Source organism: Corallococcus sp. AB011P (genome assembly GCF_003611605.1).
GTDB lineage: Bacteria > Myxococcota > Myxococcia > Myxococcales > Myxococcaceae > Corallococcus > Corallococcus coralloides.
On the sequence record NZ_RAVX01000001.1, the window covers coordinates 992,331 to 1,006,810 of the forward strand.

General features: G+C 67.9%; 17 protein-coding genes. 8 read left to right on the top strand and 9 right to left on the bottom strand.

The window, feature by feature from the left end:
- Positions 1 to 162: 162 nt before the first annotated feature.
- A complete protein-coding gene (locus D7X30_RS04290) occupies positions 163 to 669 on the bottom strand; it encodes an SgcJ/EcaC family oxidoreductase (protein ID WP_120561504.1) in 507 nt (168 codons plus the stop codon).
- Here D7X30_RS04290 and D7X30_RS43390 point away from each other — a divergent pair.
- From D7X30_RS43390 to D7X30_RS04305, 4 genes are all read left to right on the top strand, one after another.
- The gene (locus D7X30_RS43390) at positions 668 to 802 is read left to right on the top strand and encodes a hypothetical protein (RefSeq protein WP_255424189.1); all 135 of its coding nucleotides are present in this window, start codon (positions 668 to 670) and stop codon (positions 800 to 802) included. The genes D7X30_RS04290 and D7X30_RS43390 overlap by 2 nt on opposite strands.
- Positions 803 to 1,011: 209 nt before the next feature.
- Positions 1,012 to 2,463, top strand: coding sequence for an aldehyde dehydrogenase family protein (locus D7X30_RS04295; protein ID WP_233591369.1), 1,452 nt, complete (start codon positions 1,012 to 1,014; stop codon positions 2,461 to 2,463).
- A gap of 80 nt (positions 2,464 to 2,543) precedes the next feature.
- Positions 2,544 to 4,238 carry a hypothetical protein gene (locus D7X30_RS04300; protein WP_120561506.1) on the top strand — a complete coding sequence of 565 codons (1,695 nt, stop codon included), beginning with the start codon at positions 2,544 to 2,546 and terminating at the stop codon, positions 4,236 to 4,238.
- 143 nt (positions 4,239 to 4,381) lie between these two features.
- Positions 4,382 to 4,681, top strand: coding sequence for a hypothetical protein (locus tag D7X30_RS04305; RefSeq protein WP_147443099.1), 300 nt, complete (start codon positions 4,382 to 4,384; stop codon positions 4,679 to 4,681).
- 73 nt (positions 4,682 to 4,754) lie between these two features.
- Here the strand turns inward: D7X30_RS04305 and D7X30_RS04310 are convergent, their stop codons facing one another.
- Positions 4,755 to 5,609 (bottom strand): methyltransferase domain-containing protein, encoded by an 855-nt coding sequence (locus D7X30_RS04310; protein WP_120561752.1) that lies wholly within the window; start codon positions 5,607 to 5,609, stop codon positions 4,755 to 4,757.
- A gap of 75 nt (positions 5,610 to 5,684) precedes the next feature.
- On the opposite strand from D7X30_RS04310, the gene D7X30_RS04315 reads away from it, so the two are divergent.
- Positions 5,685 to 6,116, top strand: a complete 432-nt coding sequence (locus tag D7X30_RS04315; RefSeq protein ID WP_120561508.1) for a helix-turn-helix domain-containing protein — start codon at positions 5,685 to 5,687, stop codon at positions 6,114 to 6,116.
- A gap of 20 nt (positions 6,117 to 6,136) precedes the next feature.
- Here D7X30_RS04315 and D7X30_RS04320 read toward each other — a convergent pair whose 3' ends face one another.
- The 5 genes from D7X30_RS04320 to D7X30_RS04340 form a co-directional block, all read right to left on the bottom strand.
- Entirely contained in the window at positions 6,137 to 6,382 is a 246-nt protein-coding gene (locus D7X30_RS04320) for a hypothetical protein (protein ID WP_233591370.1), read from the bottom strand.
- Positions 6,383 to 6,482: 100 nt separating this feature from the next.
- The gene (locus tag D7X30_RS04325; protein ID WP_120561509.1) at positions 6,483 to 7,964 is read right to left on the bottom strand and encodes an IS66 family transposase; all 1,482 of its coding nucleotides are present in this window, start codon (positions 7,962 to 7,964) and stop codon (positions 6,483 to 6,485) included.
- Positions 7,965 to 8,087: 123 nt separating this feature from the next.
- Positions 8,088 to 8,720 carry a glutathione S-transferase N-terminal domain-containing protein gene (locus tag D7X30_RS04330; protein WP_120561510.1) on the bottom strand — a complete coding sequence of 211 codons (633 nt, stop codon included), beginning with the start codon at positions 8,718 to 8,720 and terminating at the stop codon, positions 8,088 to 8,090.
- A gap of 54 nt (positions 8,721 to 8,774) precedes the next feature.
- Positions 8,775 to 10,007: a serine hydrolase gene (locus tag D7X30_RS04335; protein WP_120561511.1), complete on the bottom strand. Its 1,233-nt coding sequence runs from the start codon at positions 10,005 to 10,007 to the stop codon at positions 8,775 to 8,777.
- A 91-nt stretch (positions 10,008 to 10,098) separates the two neighbouring features.
- Complete coding sequence (locus D7X30_RS04340; RefSeq protein ID WP_120561512.1) at positions 10,099 to 11,154, bottom strand: hypothetical protein; 1,056 nt, start codon at positions 11,152 to 11,154, stop codon at positions 10,099 to 10,101.
- Between the two features lie 240 nt (positions 11,155 to 11,394).
- Here D7X30_RS04340 and D7X30_RS04345 point away from each other — a divergent pair, with 240 nt between their 5' ends.
- Positions 11,395 to 11,760 carry a hypothetical protein gene (locus D7X30_RS04345; protein ID WP_147443100.1) on the top strand — a complete coding sequence of 122 codons (366 nt, stop codon included), beginning with the start codon at positions 11,395 to 11,397 and terminating at the stop codon, positions 11,758 to 11,760.
- Positions 11,761 to 11,763: 3 nt separating this feature from the next.
- Here D7X30_RS04345 and D7X30_RS04350 read toward each other — a convergent pair whose 3' ends face one another.
- Positions 11,764 to 12,552, bottom strand: a complete 789-nt coding sequence (locus tag D7X30_RS04350; protein ID WP_120561514.1) for an AraC family transcriptional regulator — start codon at positions 12,550 to 12,552, stop codon at positions 11,764 to 11,766.
- A 77-nt stretch (positions 12,553 to 12,629) separates the two neighbouring features.
- Here D7X30_RS04350 and D7X30_RS04355 point away from each other — a divergent pair, with 77 nt between their 5' ends.
- Positions 12,630 to 13,121, top strand: coding sequence for a DUF1772 domain-containing protein (locus D7X30_RS04355; RefSeq protein ID WP_120561515.1), 492 nt, complete (start codon positions 12,630 to 12,632; stop codon positions 13,119 to 13,121).
- A gap of 1 nt (position 13,122) precedes the next feature.
- Here D7X30_RS04355 and D7X30_RS04360 read toward each other — a convergent pair whose 3' ends face one another.
- A complete protein-coding gene (locus tag D7X30_RS04360; protein WP_120561516.1) occupies positions 13,123 to 13,530 on the bottom strand; it encodes a DUF3224 domain-containing protein in 408 nt (135 codons plus the stop codon).
- Between the two features lie 143 nt (positions 13,531 to 13,673).
- On the opposite strand from D7X30_RS04360, the gene D7X30_RS04365 reads away from it, so the two are divergent.
- Positions 13,674 to 14,474, top strand: a complete 801-nt coding sequence (locus D7X30_RS04365) for an intradiol ring-cleavage dioxygenase (RefSeq protein ID WP_120561517.1) — start codon at positions 13,674 to 13,676, stop codon at positions 14,472 to 14,474.
- Positions 14,475 to 14,480: the final 6 nt, after the last annotated feature.

Consider the following 14,480-nt stretch of genomic DNA (forward strand, 5'->3'; position numbering starts at 1 on the left):
GGCTGCAATTGTCCAGGGCGCATGTGTGACGCGCCGTGCCTTCACTGGCTCATTTCGAGGCCCGCTCGCGAGCCACTTCCGCCAGCCGCCACCGGTACAGCTTCGGGAGTGCATCCCTGTCCGCCCAGGCCTTCGGGTGGGGGATGAAACCCTCATCCATGTCTAGGGGGCGGGCTTGGGAGCGGGCTTCACGTCGGTGTTCTGGCCCGCGACGATGCGCCACTGCTTCTGGGTGCGCTTCAGCACATACCGCATCTGCGTGCGCAGCAGCCCCTCCTCGGTGTTCTGCACCCCCGGAGGCAGGCCCGTGTGGCCGGTGACCTCGTGCATCGTGTCCACCACGGCGATGTCCTCGCTGGGGAAGAGGATCTTTCGCACGGTGACCTCGGCGTGGCTGGTCTTGAAGATGCTCGCGAAGATGGCGGCGTGGCGCGTTTCAATTTCCGCGCGGCCCTGGAACACGGTGCCGACGATGTTGATGAAGTCGGCGTCGTCCGTGAAGTCCCGCGTCCATGCCGTGGCGTCGTGGGCGTTCCAGGCCTCGGTCTGCGCCTTCACCAACTGGCGGAGGTCCAGTTCATCCTGGGCGTGGTCTGGGGGCGTGCAGGCCGTGGCTACAAACACCAGGCTCAGCGCCGCGACGACTGCGAAAGAAGAAGAGCGGGTCATGGCCGCAGTCTGCCATGACGGGCCGGTGATGGCGGTCGTCGCCAGAGCGGCCGTGGTTGCTGCTGGAGAAGCAGCCGCCGCTCGCCAGCGGTCCCTCGTCGCGGGGAGGGCCATCCTCATCCTGGGGCAGTGACCTTTACGTCCGGGACGCACCGGGGACCGGGCCCTTGCCTGCCTCCCCAGACAGACGGGGCGTGCATGACGATATTGCGCTCATGCCGCAGCTCGTCATGGGCCGGCGCTTCAATGGATTCAACGCGCATCAACGCGCGAGGAGGAGCACCCATGCTGGATACCGAACGTGTTGGAGAGCCCCTTCGTCATCTTGAAAGTCGTCTCCTGTTGGCCGAAGCCCGGAGGGCCGTGCCGGAAGCCTTCGACTCCCAGGGCCGGCTGCTCTCTTCCGTCGCTGGAAGGTGGGTCCAGCCGCCTGCCTGGTTCAACGCTGTCTCGCCCATTGACGGCAGCGTCCTCGCGGAGCTGCCGCTGCTGGGTGCGGCCCAGGTCGCCGCGGGCGTCGAGCAGGCAGCGGCGGAGTTCGCGCCCTGGGCAGCCCGTCCGCTCGATGACCGCGCGCGCGCCGTCGCGGAGGCGGTGGTGCTGCTCCATTCGCACCGGGACCTGCTGGTCCGGATTCTCGCGTGGGATATCGGCAAGACGCTGCCCACGGCCTCCAACGACGTGGACCGGTGTCTCGCGGGCATCGCGTGGTACCTGGAGCAGATGGACCGGATGATCGATGGCCGCAAGCCGCTCGGCCTGGTCTCGAACATCGCCTCCTGGAACTATCCCTTCTCCGTCCTGCTGCTCAACGTGCTCGTGCAATCGCTCGCGGGCAACTCGGTCATCGCGAAGATTCCGACCCAGGGCGGCGGCGTCTCACTCACGCTCGCCTTCGCGTTGCTGCGCCGCGCGGGCCTTCCCGTCTCGCTCGTCGGCGGACGCGGGAGGGACCTCTCCGAGGCGCTCGTCGGCCATTCCCACATCGCGGGCGTCGCCTTCATTGGCGGCCGCGCCAACGGTGGTGAGGTCCACCGCCGCCTGTGTGACACGGACAAGCGCTATGCGTTGGAGATGGAGGGCGTGAACGCCTACGCCATCACGCACTTCACGGATTGGGACGGGCTCGGCGAACAGATTCGCGCGGGCTTCGACTTCGGCAAGCAACGCTGCACCGCCTACACCCGCTGGGTCGTCGAAAAGTCGCTCGTCCCGAAGTTCGTCCGGACGTATGTCGATACGGTCTCCTCGTTGCGCGTCGGCAATCCTGTCCTGGGGGCGCACGTGGACTTCGGGCCGCTCATCTCCCCCAGCAAGGTCGAGGAGCTCCGCGCCCTCATCGCCGAGGCGCGGAAGCAGGGCACGCAGGTGTTGCATCAGGGGATGGTCGCGGAGGACGCCTTCACCGCGCGGCAGGAGCGGGGCGCATACCTGCCGCCCGTCCTGCTCTTCGGCGTCCCGCGAGACAGTGAGCTCTACCTGCGTGAACCCTTCGGCCCCGTCGACGTCCTGGTGTCGGTGGACTCCGAGGAGGAGCTGCTGCGGGAGGCCAACGTCTCCAACGGCGCGCTCGTGGCCTCGGTGGCGACGGACGACCCGGAGCTCGCCCGGCGCATCGCGGAGCGGCTCCATGCCTTCAAGGTGGGCATCAACGCGCTGCGCTCGCGTGGCGACCGTGAGGAGTCCTTCGGCGGCAAGGGCGGCTCATGGGCAGGCGCCTTCGTCGGTGGCACCCACCTGGTGCGCGCCTTCACGGACGGCCCGCATCCCATGGAAGGCAACTGGCCCGCTTGAAGCGCTCACCCGCGCGTGGGTTCCAGGGCAGCACGCGGCGTGACACCATGGTGCGACCTTGAGTCAAACGGGAGCGCACGATGCAGGCTTTGAGGAACGCGGGCACGGTGTTGCTCGTGCTCGCACTGGGCGGTGGGGCCTTCGCGGAGGAGGACGGAATCTGGTCACCCAATGACCAGTTCCACGAGCCGAATGAGGACTGCGAGCTCGTGGCCGTCCTCCCCGCGCCCAAGGGCGCCTGGGGCGTGGTGGGGCACACCTGCAATCGATTGAACGGCGAGCCCGTGGGCAGTGTCGTGGTCATCGATGCCCTGGGCAAGCGCGACACGTCGCCGGCCTCCGTGGCGCTCGAAGCCGCGTCCGACCGGGACCGCATGAAGGAGCTGGTGCAACTGCTCGCCGTGCCTTCCGGGGGCTACATCGCGACGTATTCCTCCCGCGACGAGAAGGCTCCCCGAGGCGAGAGCGGGCCCGCGAGCATTGCCCATGAGCTCGTCCGCCACACGGCGGCGGGGGCGAGGGCGGACGCCTACAACAGCAAGGTGCGCGCGGCGCTGCTCGACAAGGTGGGCGCCTCGTCGTTCATCATCACCGCGGAGGTGGATGCGAAGTCGCGGCTCATCGTCGCGGCGTCAACGCCAGACGAGACCTACCTGAAGCAGGTGCCGCTGTGGCTGCTGCGCTTCACCCCCGCTGGTGCCCTCGAGCGCGCCGAGCGCTTCGACTCGGTCCTGAACGAGCTCAGGCTGGGCTGGTATGTGTTGAAGCAGGTCCGCGCCCGGGCCGACGGAGGCCTCTTCCTGAGCGGCCGGTTCCAACCCGAGGGGAGCCGGTCCGAGGTTCCCGTCCTCGCCCTCAACGCTCAGTGGAAGCCTGAGACGCGCTTCAACACGCCTCTCATCTCCTGGGTGATGAAGGGGGAGGGCGGCATCGAATTGAGCCTCATCGCTCCCCGTCCAGACGGTTCGGTCGTCGGGGTGGGAGACGTTGTCCAGGGAGAGACGCGCGCGCACGTCATGCGCCTGACGTCCGACGGCCGGCTCGACCCCACCTACAGGACCTTCCGGCAGGAGGGGGAATACCCCCAGGGCCGCTTCATGCGCGTGTCGGAGATGGGGCTTGGACCGAGCGGGAGTCTCGTGCTCGCCCAGAACTACGTCCCCGCCGTGGATCCGCCGGAGGGCCCCTGGCGCGCTCCGGGCCTGGTGCGCTTGAAGGCGGACGGCTCGGTGGATACGCGGTTCCAGAAGGGGCTCGGCGCGGGACTGCGCTACCGGAAGGCGGCGGCGGAAGTGAAGCGCAATCCCGATGCCTCGGGCTTCCTCCGGATGGTGGCGGCGATGCCAGACGGGTCCGTGGTGGTGGATGGGCTCTTCGACGAGTTCGCGGGCCAGCCGGTGACACCGCCCATCCGGCTCGCGGCCGATGGCACCCGTGTGGCGGGCTTCCAGGCGCGATTCGAAACGGTCCTTCCGCCGAAGAAGCAGGTCCCCAACGCGACGACGAGCGCGTTCTTCAAGGCGGATGGCAAGCCGCACTACATCGAATGCTCCCGGCCGGGAGAGATGACGGAGACGTTCCTCTACTGGATACGGGGCGACATCTGGGGACACACCCCCTCATGCGCGGTCCACCTCGGTGGGAGCATGGCCACACCCGCGGGGGCGTGGCAGCACTGCGATGCGCGGGTCCGCAGGGCCCAGGCCCAGGGGGCCACCTGCGTGGAGACAAAGCAGGATCCGCTGGACCGCCGCCGCGGCTCCAGCGGTCCGTGAGATGCCTGGATTTCACTGTGTGTATTGAATGGGCGATTGTCTGTGAGTTTCAGGAATAATGGTCTAGAAAACTTTCAGGTCCGCCCCGGCTACCCGTGCCGGGACCGCTAAAGAACTGCATCCGGACCTGAGAGGAAACAGTCATGTTCAAGAGAGCAGCAGTGCTCATGGTGAGCTGCGTCGCGTTGCTGGCCGGCTGCGGTGGGAATCCACAGCCCGAGAACGAAGCGAACACCTCCGACGTCACCAGCGTCGGCGGCGAGCTCACCTGTTCTGGAGATGGCGAAGCGGTGTGCGACGGCGTGTGTACGAGCACCTACACCGACCTCAGCAACTGTGGTTGGTGCGGAATGCGCTGCGGTTTCCCGGGCGGTAACAACGTGTGCTGGTATGGCACGTGCTACGCCTGTGATTCGAACGGCACGAACTGCGTCGCCATCTGAGCTGACTCCTCGGATTGGAGCCTCCTGGCGAATGCATTCCGCCAGGAGGTTCATCCCGGGCTGTGTTGAAAGCTCAGGGGCTCGCTGACGCCCTGGCCCCCACCTTCCAGCAGGCAGCGGTGTAGCGGACCTCCGCCCCGTGCACGAAGGGCTCGAACGCGGCGCGGACCGTTTCGATGACCTGGGTGCGAGTCTTCTCGTCCACGTCCTGGAGGGCCCTCCCGAGGAACCCGAATCGGGTCAGGTAGTTGACCAGCTCCTGCTCGGGCAGGGTGCAGGTCACATCGATGGGGCGGATATCGATTCCGGCCCAGCCGCTCTGCTCCAGGATGCGGTGAACCCGGTTCGAATCCGCGAAGGCGAACTGCCCTGGCGCGTCCGGCTGGCGGACAGGGAGGTTCGACAGGAGCGGCGCCGCGGCGCGCTCGGCCGTCGTCATGAACGGATTCTCCGAGGGGCTCCGCCACGCGATGGCCAGGAGCTCGGCGTCGTTCCTCGCGGCACGCCGCAGGTTCGCGAAGGCCTGGAGGGGGTCCTCGAAGAACATGACGCCGAAGCGCGAGATGATCATGTCGAAGCTCGCGGGCTCGAAGGCGTGCACCTGCGCGTTGGCGCGGATGAAACGGGCCGGAGTGCCTTCCTGTCCGGCCCGGGCCCGGGCGGCGGCGAGCATTGGCTCGGAGATGTCGATGCCGGTGCAGCGGCCCTTCGTGCCCAGCCGACGCGCGACGGCGAGCGTCGTGCTACCCGTGCCGCAACCGATGTCGAGCACCTGGCTCGCGGAGCCTGCGACGACTGCTTCGACGAGCAGGTTTTCGAACGGCTTGAACATCGCGTCGAGCACCTCCTGGTTCTCAGCCCAGGCGTGTCCGGCGGTGCCGTTCCACAGCTTCGTCTGCTCGTCCTCGGGCTGGCGCGTGTCATCCATGGGGAGCTCCTCCTGCTTGCCTTCAAGAACCATAAGCCGCAGGGTGCCACTTCAAGTCGACTTGAGGTCAAGAGGATGACTGAACTGGACATCACGGAGGTGGCGAGGCGCTCCGGCGTTCCTGCCTCGACATTGCGCTTCTATGAGGAGCGGGGGCTGATCGCCTCCATCGGCAGGCGGGGGCTGCGCCGTCTGTTCGGGCCCGAGGTGCTGGAACGATTGGCGCTGATAGCGATGGGGCGCGCCGCGGGCTTCTCGCTCGATGAGATAGCACTCATGTTCGCACCGGACGGGCGACCGCGAATCGACCGGAAGATGCTCGCGGCCCAGGCGGAGAAGCTGGACAAGACGATCCGCGAGCTGAGCGCGATGCGCGACGGCCTGCGGCACGCCGCGTCCTGCCCCGCGCCAAGCCACATGGAGTGCCCCACCTTCCGCCGCCTCCTGCGAGGCGCTGCGTCAGGCGCGGTGGGCGCGCGAAGGAAGAGAACACCGCGGCGGCCGTAGAGCGAGGACGGGCTCAGTCATCAACCAATGGCGATTCTGGAGACCTCGGCGATGTCCAGTTCGCTGAACTTCTCCAGAATCCAATCGATGCGTTCGAGAAGCGAATCATTCTTCGGGTTGCCTGCCAGCGCATCCCGCAGCTTCCGGAGTTCATCCATCACTGCCGGCAGGTCTCCCACTTCGACAATGGGGCCATTCTCAAATTGGGGAACCCACTTGAGTCCAAGCTTCTCGGCCGTGGGAAGCCAAAAGGCGTGGTACGCCACCCTGGGTGGCAACCGGAATGTAGAGTGAGTCCCTGTCCTTCGCTTTGAAGGTGATGAGAATTGCGACGGACATCAGTGGAACTCGTAACCGTTCACCGGCTCATGCTGCGTGCGCGAACCGAGGGGCCTCCGCGAGAGGTAGCAGCGAGGGTGGCGGCAGGCCTCGGCGGTGCGTGCGCAGCGTGTCCGTCAGGAAGCCCAGCACGCCCCGCTCTTGCAATTTGAGCGTGGTGACTGCGGTGAAGATGCGCTCGACGAAGCGACTGCCCTCGGGGCCTTGCGTTCCGAATGACGTCTTGCGGTACATGACGGCGTGGCGGATGCACTGCTCGCCGAAGTTGTTCGTCGGCTCGATGCCGGGCACGTCGACAAATGTCCAGAGGCACTCCTCCAGTTGGAGGATTTCTCGCGCCATGCCCGCCGTCTTCTTCTCCGCGCGCACCTCGGCCTGACGCAGCAGTCGGCCCACTGTGCGCCGCACCTTCTTCATCCGCTGCTCGAAATCCTCTTGAGCCAAGGCTGCGTCGCGCACCCGGTGCCACCACTTGAAGAAGCGGTTGCGCTCATGCATCAACTGCATGCCCAGACGGCCGCCCTCGCCTCCGCGGTCGATGAAGCCTTGGAAGTCGCGCGTGATATGGCTCCAGCAGACTTGGCGCAGGCCCTTGTCATACCAATCGTACCCGCTCCACCTGTCGGTGGTGAGGATGCCCAGGAAGTCCTCCCCCAGCAAAGCTTTGGCCACCTTGCCGCTACGACTTCGCGCGATGTGGAACACCACCACCAGCGCAGTGGCTGCCACCCACAGCCAGGCGCGATGGCCCCGGCCCTCCTTGCGCCCCTCCACCCACCCCGTCTCGTCCGCGTGGGCTTTGTCCGCCGCCTGCACGTACGCGCCAGCCTCGGCCACCGCTGGGGCCAGGGCGTCGGTCATCTCCCCTTCGAGATTCACCACGCTGCCCACCGACACGTCCACGCCCAGCATGTCCGAGAGGGCGTCCTTCACCAGCCGCTTGGACAGTCGGTACTTGCCCACCAGCAGGCTGGCCAGCGCACCCAGTCTGTCTCCGAAGGCGCTGCGGGCGGACTCTGGCACCGGCTGGCGCGTCAGCGTGCCGCACGCGGGGCACTCCAATGCGTGGCTGCGGTACTCGGTGACGACGGCCGACAGCGGCGGCACCTCCACCACCTGGTGGCGGCGTGGCTCGCAATCTCTGCCCATCAGTCGGTGCCCGCAGCCGGTGCACTCCTTGGGCACCAGTTCGATGACGTGCTGCACGGCCTCGGGCGGCAGCAGACGTCGCTCATGCTTCTTGTGCCCCGGCTGTCCACCGGGGCTGCGGCCCGTGGGCTTCTTCGGCGGGCGCGGGGTGCCGGGGGCGTCCGAGGAGGGCGGCTTCGAGGAGTTGCTCGAATTGAGATTCAGCCGCTCCTTCAGTTGCCGGTTCTCCTCGCGCAACTGCCGATTCTCCTCCCGCAGTTGCCGATTCTCTTCTTCCAGGTGCGCGATGCGCTCCAGCGCCGCTTCCAGCAGCGCCTCCAGCTTCGCAATCCGCGCGTCCCGGGGGTCGAGTTCCGCCACGAGTGGCGGTGTGTCACGTCGCGGCCACCACCGTCGAGCGCCGTCCCGCCCACCGTCCGCTGCCCGGCAGTCCCTTCAAGCAGGCACCAACCGGTGAACGGTTACTGGAACTCTTGGTGATGGTCAGACATCGAAGCGGAACAGGGTTGCGCTGGCGGATGGGCGCTGTGCGAACTGCTGACAGAAGCGGTTCAGTGTTTCATAGGCGGCCGTGGGTAGGACGTCCCGGAACTCCAGATGGGTCACGAGGCAGAAGAGCGTGACCTCCAGGTAGCTCAGGTCCCGCTCTTGCGGGAGGGCGGCCAGCGCGGCGCTCGCGTTCGCTTCCAACCAGGCCATCATGTTGCCCAAGGACTCACGGAGCTTGCGTGCGTGGGTCGTGCCTTCACCGGCGCCGGCCATCTTCTCCATGACCAGCGTCACCTCTGTCGCCATGGCTTGCAGGGTGAGTTCCTGCATGTTCGCCAGCAGGGGCACGTCCAGGTCCTCCGGCCACACCACCCGGGGCCTGGAGTTCGACCGCCGCCACAGCTCCCGGGAGACATTGAGCGCTCCGAACCAAGCACCTTGAGCTGTCTTCAGGACGGGGATCCGGAGCGCGGGGTTGCCGCCATAGTCCTCCGGGTTCGTGGACAGCAGGTCCCGCACCACCTGGAAGGAATGGTCGACGCCCAGCTCCGTCGCGAAGAGCCGGGCAATGCGCGTGAAATGCGAGCTTGAGCGGCCGATGATGACAGGCTGTTCGAGCGGTGCCATGGGAGCCTCCAGTCAACGTGACGTGGCAGGCTAACCCCATCTCGCCCCAACCCTCTATGGCTGGGAGGGCCCCTGCAGGGCCGCCATGATGATCCGCACGGCGATGTCCGGCTGGTCCCCTCCCATGTGGAGCGTGTTGACCGAATAGATGAGGCGCCGGCGCAAATCCCGCGTGGCACCCATCCCGTTGTTGTAGCCGTGCCGGTCGCCAGTCTTGCCCCAGAAGATGACGCCGTTGATGTCGTGACGCCTGAGGCCCGCGCTGTAGCTGGCGCGGCCACCTCCCGCGGCGGGCAGGTCCGGGACGGTGAACAGCTCCTCCTGCTGCTTGCGCGGCAGCAGCCGCCCCTGGAAGAGCGCGACGAGGAAGCGGTCCAGGTCCTCGGCGGTGGAGATCATCTCTCCGGCGGCCCAAGGCACGGACTGGCTGGCTTCGGTGACATCCACCAGGCAGCGCGTGCCGTAGGCGATGGCGCCCGCCGGGCAGCCTGTCTCTTCCGGCGCGACCTCTTCGTAGCCACGCGTATGGCGCCCGGGAAGGGTCACGTCGTTACCGGGCACGAAGGTGTCCCGCAGGTGCAGCGGCCGCAGGATGCGCTCGCGCACCGCGTCCCCGTAGGGCCGGCCCGTCACCTGCTCAATGAGCAGCCCCGCCACGAGGTAGCCGATGTTGCCGTACTCCTGCTGCGTGCCCGGGGCGAAGCGGGGGCCCTGGGGGAGCGTCAGGGAGAGGAGCTCCCGGGGGCTGAAGCGCCGGAAGCGGTTCTCGAAGAACCAGTCGGGGTCCTTCTGCGGCACCGGCACGCCGGGCAGGCCGTGGGTGAAGTTGAGCAGCTGGCGCACGGTGATGGGGGCGTAGACGCCCGCGGGCAGCAGGCGTGGCAGGTAGTGCTGAACGGGCCGGTCCAGGTCCACGCGCCCCTCGGCGGCGAGCTGCAGCACGACGATGGCCGTGAAGGTCTTCGTCATGCTGCCAATGCGGAAGTGCGCGTCGGCGGGCACCGGAGCGCCGGTGCGGATGTCGGCCACGCCGGACGTGCCCAGCCAGCGCCCGTCCGCGCCGCTCACCCGGACCAACGCGCCGGTCACCTCCGCGTTCGGCAGCCCCGCGATGGCCTGTCGCAGCGCCTCGCGGTTCAGGGGCGGCAGGGGCGACTGCACCGCCTCCAGCTCCTGGTCGCCCACCTCCAGCGCGGCACCAGCCGGTGCCTCCGGCCCGCAGGCAGGGGCCGTGAAGCTCGCGAGCAATGCCATACCCAGCCGCAGCCCGCGGTGCAGGACAGCCATGTTCCATCTCCTGTGAGGGAAGGCCGGCGCTTTCCGGCCGGCGGATGGAACACCGGTGACCCCGGGCGGTGTCACCGGGCAGGGCGGAACTTCAATCCACCGCCACGTACAGCTCGCCGTCCCGACCGATGGCGCCGGGGGAAAGCGACCATCCCTGACCCTCCTGCATGAGGTAGAGCGTGCGCTTTCCCTCCGGCGAGCGCGCCGCCCCGATGAGCAGGTACCGGCGTGTCCGTTTCGCTCCGGTGAGCGTCAGCACGTCGTGCTTCACGCTCCAGGTGCCCTGGTCGTCCTCGGAACCGAACCTCATCGCGCCCACCTGTCCGGACGCGCCCCCGTACTTGTATTGGAACGCGTGATTGGCGCCGAAGGTGTAGTCGATGCTGTAGGAGACCGCCGTCATGGTGGTACCGCCGGTATAGGCGTTGACCCATTGGGCCGCGGTGCTGGTGCCGTAGACGAAGTGGCCCACCACCTCCGTGTCATCCACCAGCGGCAGGCCCACGGGGCTCCCGCGCACCCCTTTCAGCGCTTCCTCCAGCCGGGCGTAGGACGTGTTCCAGGAGAACGAGGCCGACAGGGCCTCACCCAGGCCCCCGGGCGTCATGAAGCTCTGGATGAACACCAGCGGCTCCAGGCGGTCGCCCGCCTCCACCAGATAGAGGCTCACGCGGAAGCTCCGGTCGTTGTTCTTCGCGCGCACATCCGCGGCGGTGAAGAAGGCGCGGGCCCCGTTGGACATGAAGCGCCGCATCACCAGCGGGTTCTGCGGCACGCGGTTCCAATCCGCGCCAATGCGCTCCTGCCACAGCCTCGCGAGCTTGCCCTCGGCGTCGTCGAGCCCGGGCAGGGCCGGCAGCCGGAGCACCTCCACCGCCAGGGTGTCGCCCCGGTCGTCCCACTCGAGGATGAAGCGCCCGTCCTCCTGGGTCTTCCACCCCTGGGGCGCGTCGAACGCGAAGCCGCCGGGCTCGCCGGGACTGCCGCCGCCGCGTGCCCGGTTCACCGTGCCTGGAGTTCCGGGAGCGTCGCTGTCTCCGGCGAAGAGGCCCAGGGCCATGAGCCCCAGGGTTCCGGTGCAGCAGAACGCGCAGGCGCCTCCGACCGCGAGGAGGATCCAGACGAGGGGACTCTTGGGACGGGCCATGGTGGGGTGCCTGAGAAGGAGTGCGGGCCGCGCGGGACATTCCGGTGGAAATGCCGGTCATCTGCTTCTACGCCCAGCGGGCCGGATCTTCTCACCCCCCCTCACGAATGGAGCCCAAGGGGCGCGAATGCCCGCGGGGGGCGCGTGTGGATTTAACCGCGTTTAATCCCATCCGCTCCGCGGGGTGCGTAGGGTGTCCGCCACCTGCCGCGAGGGCAGGCCTTCGTGAGGGGGCAATCCATGTCGAGACACGTCGTGCGTTCGCTGTGCCTGGGTGCCGTGATGGCGGTTGCTTCCGCCTGTGGAGGGGCGATGGACGAGGCTGGACCGGAGGAGTCGCTCGGGTCTGCCGAGCAGGCTGTGTGCAATCCGGGCCTGGCCGTCGCGGGATGTCTGGACTTCCCGTCGGGCGGCTTCTCCGACTCGAGTTGTCCGGGGGGCGTCAAGTGGAGCTACTGGGACTGCACCCAGTACAAGTCCGGCTCCGGGACCAACGTCCAGTGGTACCGCGCCAACTGCAATTCGACGCAGTACTACATCTGCGGGGGGACCCTCACGGTGCCGCCGAACACGAACCCACCGGCTTGCAAGAAGACCTGCTCGTAGGCGTCAGCGCCCCGCGCGCCGGAGGACCGCTGGCGTGAGCCCCGTCACCCGGCGGAACACCGTGGTGAAGTGACTCTGTGAGCTGAAGCCGACCGCGAGCGCGATGTCTCCCAAGGAGCGGGTCGTGTGGCTCAACAGGCCGCGCGCCCGCTCCACCCTGCGCTGCTGCACGTAGGCGTGCGGCGTCATTCCCATGGACTGCCGGAAGGCGCGGGTGAAGTAGAAGACGCTCAGGCCCGCGCGCCGGGCCAGCTCGCCCACCCGTATCTTCCGCGCGAGGTGCGCTTCGATGAAGAGCCGCACGCGGTGGAGTGCCGCTGCGGAGAGGCCACCGCGCCGCCGCGCCGCTCGCGTCCCTCCAGGCTCCTGGAGCAGCTTCGCCACGCGGGCGGAGTGGCGGTCCTGCACCTTCCTCGCCTCGCCCAGGAACCGGGCGATGATCTTCAATTCCGCGTCCGGCAGGGGCGCCATCAACTGCAAGCCATCCGCCTGGACGGGGCCCCAGAGGGTCTCAATCCATTCGCGCGCATGCCCGGTGAGCGTAAGCCTCCTGGTGCTTCCCGAGCCCTCCCGTTGGACGTAACCGGCGAGCTCCAATCGCTCCACATCCGCGCCTCGTGCGACCGCGCTCAGGGGCGCGGGGCCTCCGAAGTGCAGCTGCGCCAGACACTTCAGCTCCTCGCGGCCGAGCGCGAGCACCTCTCCCACGGCCGCGTCGAACTCCGCGGAGGCTTCCTGGAAGCGGACGATGTCGGCGCCAATCTGGGCGAGCAGCGAGTGCCGGGGGCTCATGGAGAACACCGCAGGATTGAGAAAAACAGCACAAGGGCACGAAAGACGTTCGCGGGCACGGGACGCATGCTGGCCCCATGATGAACCTGAAGCCTTCCGCGGCGGAAATCCTGTTGTGGCTCTTCGTGCTCAACCTGGGCGTCGCGTTCGGCGCGGGGCTCTATGAGCACCGCATCTCGCTCCCCCGGTGGCTCGACGTCACGGGCGCGCACTGGTCCGCGGAGGCAGCGCGCCAGGATGACGTGGGCCGGCGCTTCTGGGGCTTCGTCACCACGGGGCCGTTGACGCTGCTCACGCTGGCCAGCCTCTATTTCGCCATGCGGGCCACCGGGCCGCTGCGCTCCTGGTGGCTCGCGGCCGCGCTGGTGGCGCTCGTCGACCGGCTGCTGACCTTCTCGTACTTCATCCCCACGATGGTCCGGCTGATGCAATCACCAGACGCTCCGGCGGCCGTGGAGACCGCCATGCGGTGGGCCCGGATGAACCAGCTCCGGCATGTGCTCGCGGGAGGCGCGTGGCTCGCGGCCCTTCAAGCCCTTTCGTGGCTCCGGGTGACGAGAGGCGCGTGAGTCACGGCGCTTCTGGCAGGGTGTACTGGAAGTCGTAGGAGTGCTTCCCGCCCGGCGCGATGTCGATGGTCATCGAGCCGGCGAGCCCCGTGAGCTCGCCGGTTCCGGAGTCCGGCACCACGGAGATGACGAGGTGGGGGGCACCGCGCGTCATCACCCCGAAGTGCTGGAGCGCGAAGGTGCCGGCGCGGCCGTCCAGCATCCCGCTGACGCGCTCCATGGCGACGTACCCCGCGGACCCCTCCACCGGCGTCCGCACCGCGAGCATCTGCCCCTGGCTCGTGGCCTCCAGCGCGCCGTGATAGCGCTTGTCGAGCATCATCCGGCCCGGGGCCGCCTCCACCGCGCCTGCCTCCGGCGCCATGGGGGTGAGCTTGACGTCGAATGGACCACTCGCGCGCTTCGTCATGGGTGTCTGCTCCCTTGCTGGGTGGCGGGACAGATACGCCAGGAGCCCGCGCCTGGATTGCAAAAACGCGTCACCCCCGGCGCCTTAGGACTCGCTTAAGACCTTTGCCCTACCGTCGCGGTCACTCCAAGGGGGCAGGGCGCATGAGTGACGACGAACGGAACCACCACGACGGACTCCAGCAGGACCTGCGGGTCCTGGCGAAGCGCACGGACCGGCGGGAGCTGCTGCGCTGGATGGCCTTCACCAGCCTCATTCCCGTCATCGGCTGTGGAGGGCCGGACTCCGGCGGCAGCAGCGACGACGCGTCCGGGTGTGCCCGGATTCCGGAGGAGACGGCCGGTCCCTATCCCGGTGACGGCTCCAACGGAGCCAACGCGCTGGTGCTGTCAGGCATCGTCCGCAGCGACATCCGCTCCAGCATCGCGGGCGCGAGCGGCGTCGCGGCGGGCATCCCTCTCACCATCACCCTCACGCTGGTCGCCAGCAACGACAGCTGCACGCCGCTCCGGGGCTACGCCATCTACCTGTGGCACTGCGACCAGTCGGGGCGGTACTCGATGTACTCGTCGGGCGTCACCAGCGAGAACTACCTGCGCGGGGTGCAGGTGACGGATGAAGAGGGCAAGGTGACCTTCACCAGCATCTTCCCCGCCTGCTACAGCGGACGTTGGCCGCACATCCACTTCGAAATCTACCCCTCGGTGGAGGCGACCTCCTCCTCACGCAACAAGGTGGCCACGTCCCAGCTGGCCCTGCCAGAGGACGTCTGCGACACCGTCTATGCGACGTCCGGCTATTCGCAGAGCGTCCGCAACCTCAGCCAGATTTCGCTCTCCAGCGACAACGTGTTCAGCGACGGCGCGTCCACGCAGCTGGCGACCGTGACGGGCAACACCACGGAGGGCTACGCCGCGTCCCTGGTGGTGCCCATCAAGGTCTGACGCGTT

Excerpts from the sequence above, each read along its gene's own strand:
- D7X30_RS43390 (WP_255424189.1), top strand. The coding sequence starts at position 668 with ATGGCCGCAGTCTGCCATGACGGGCCGGTGATGGCGGTCGTCGCCAGA.
- D7X30_RS04290 (WP_120561504.1), bottom strand. The coding sequence starts at position 669 with ATGACCCGCTCTTCTTCTTTCGCAGTCGTCGCGGCGCTGAGCCTGGTG.
- D7X30_RS04300 (WP_120561506.1), top strand. The coding sequence starts at position 2,544 with ATGCAGGCTTTGAGGAACGCGGGCACGGTGTTGCTCGTGCTCGCACTG.
- D7X30_RS04305 (WP_147443099.1), top strand. The coding sequence starts at position 4,382 with ATGTTCAAGAGAGCAGCAGTGCTCATGGTGAGCTGCGTCGCGTTGCTG.
- D7X30_RS04310 (WP_120561752.1), bottom strand. The coding sequence starts at position 5,609 with ATGGATGACACGCGCCAGCCCGAGGACGAGCAGACGAAGCTGTGGAAC.
- D7X30_RS04315 (WP_120561508.1), top strand. The coding sequence starts at position 5,685 with ATGACTGAACTGGACATCACGGAGGTGGCGAGGCGCTCCGGCGTTCCT.
- D7X30_RS04330 (WP_120561510.1), bottom strand. The coding sequence starts at position 8,720 with ATGGCACCGCTCGAACAGCCTGTCATCATCGGCCGCTCAAGCTCGCAT.
- D7X30_RS04335 (WP_120561511.1), bottom strand. The coding sequence starts at position 10,007 with ATGGCTGTCCTGCACCGCGGGCTGCGGCTGGGTATGGCATTGCTCGCG.
- D7X30_RS04340 (WP_120561512.1), bottom strand. The coding sequence starts at position 11,154 with ATGGCCCGTCCCAAGAGTCCCCTCGTCTGGATCCTCCTCGCGGTCGGA.
- D7X30_RS04345 (WP_147443100.1), top strand. The coding sequence starts at position 11,395 with ATGTCGAGACACGTCGTGCGTTCGCTGTGCCTGGGTGCCGTGATGGCG.
- D7X30_RS04350 (WP_120561514.1), bottom strand. The coding sequence starts at position 12,552 with ATGAGCCCCCGGCACTCGCTGCTCGCCCAGATTGGCGCCGACATCGTC.
- D7X30_RS04355 (WP_120561515.1), top strand. The coding sequence starts at position 12,630 with ATGATGAACCTGAAGCCTTCCGCGGCGGAAATCCTGTTGTGGCTCTTC.
- D7X30_RS04360 (WP_120561516.1), bottom strand. The coding sequence starts at position 13,530 with ATGACGAAGCGCGCGAGTGGTCCATTCGACGTCAAGCTCACCCCCATG.
- D7X30_RS04365 (WP_120561517.1), top strand. The coding sequence starts at position 13,674 with ATGAGTGACGACGAACGGAACCACCACGACGGACTCCAGCAGGACCTG.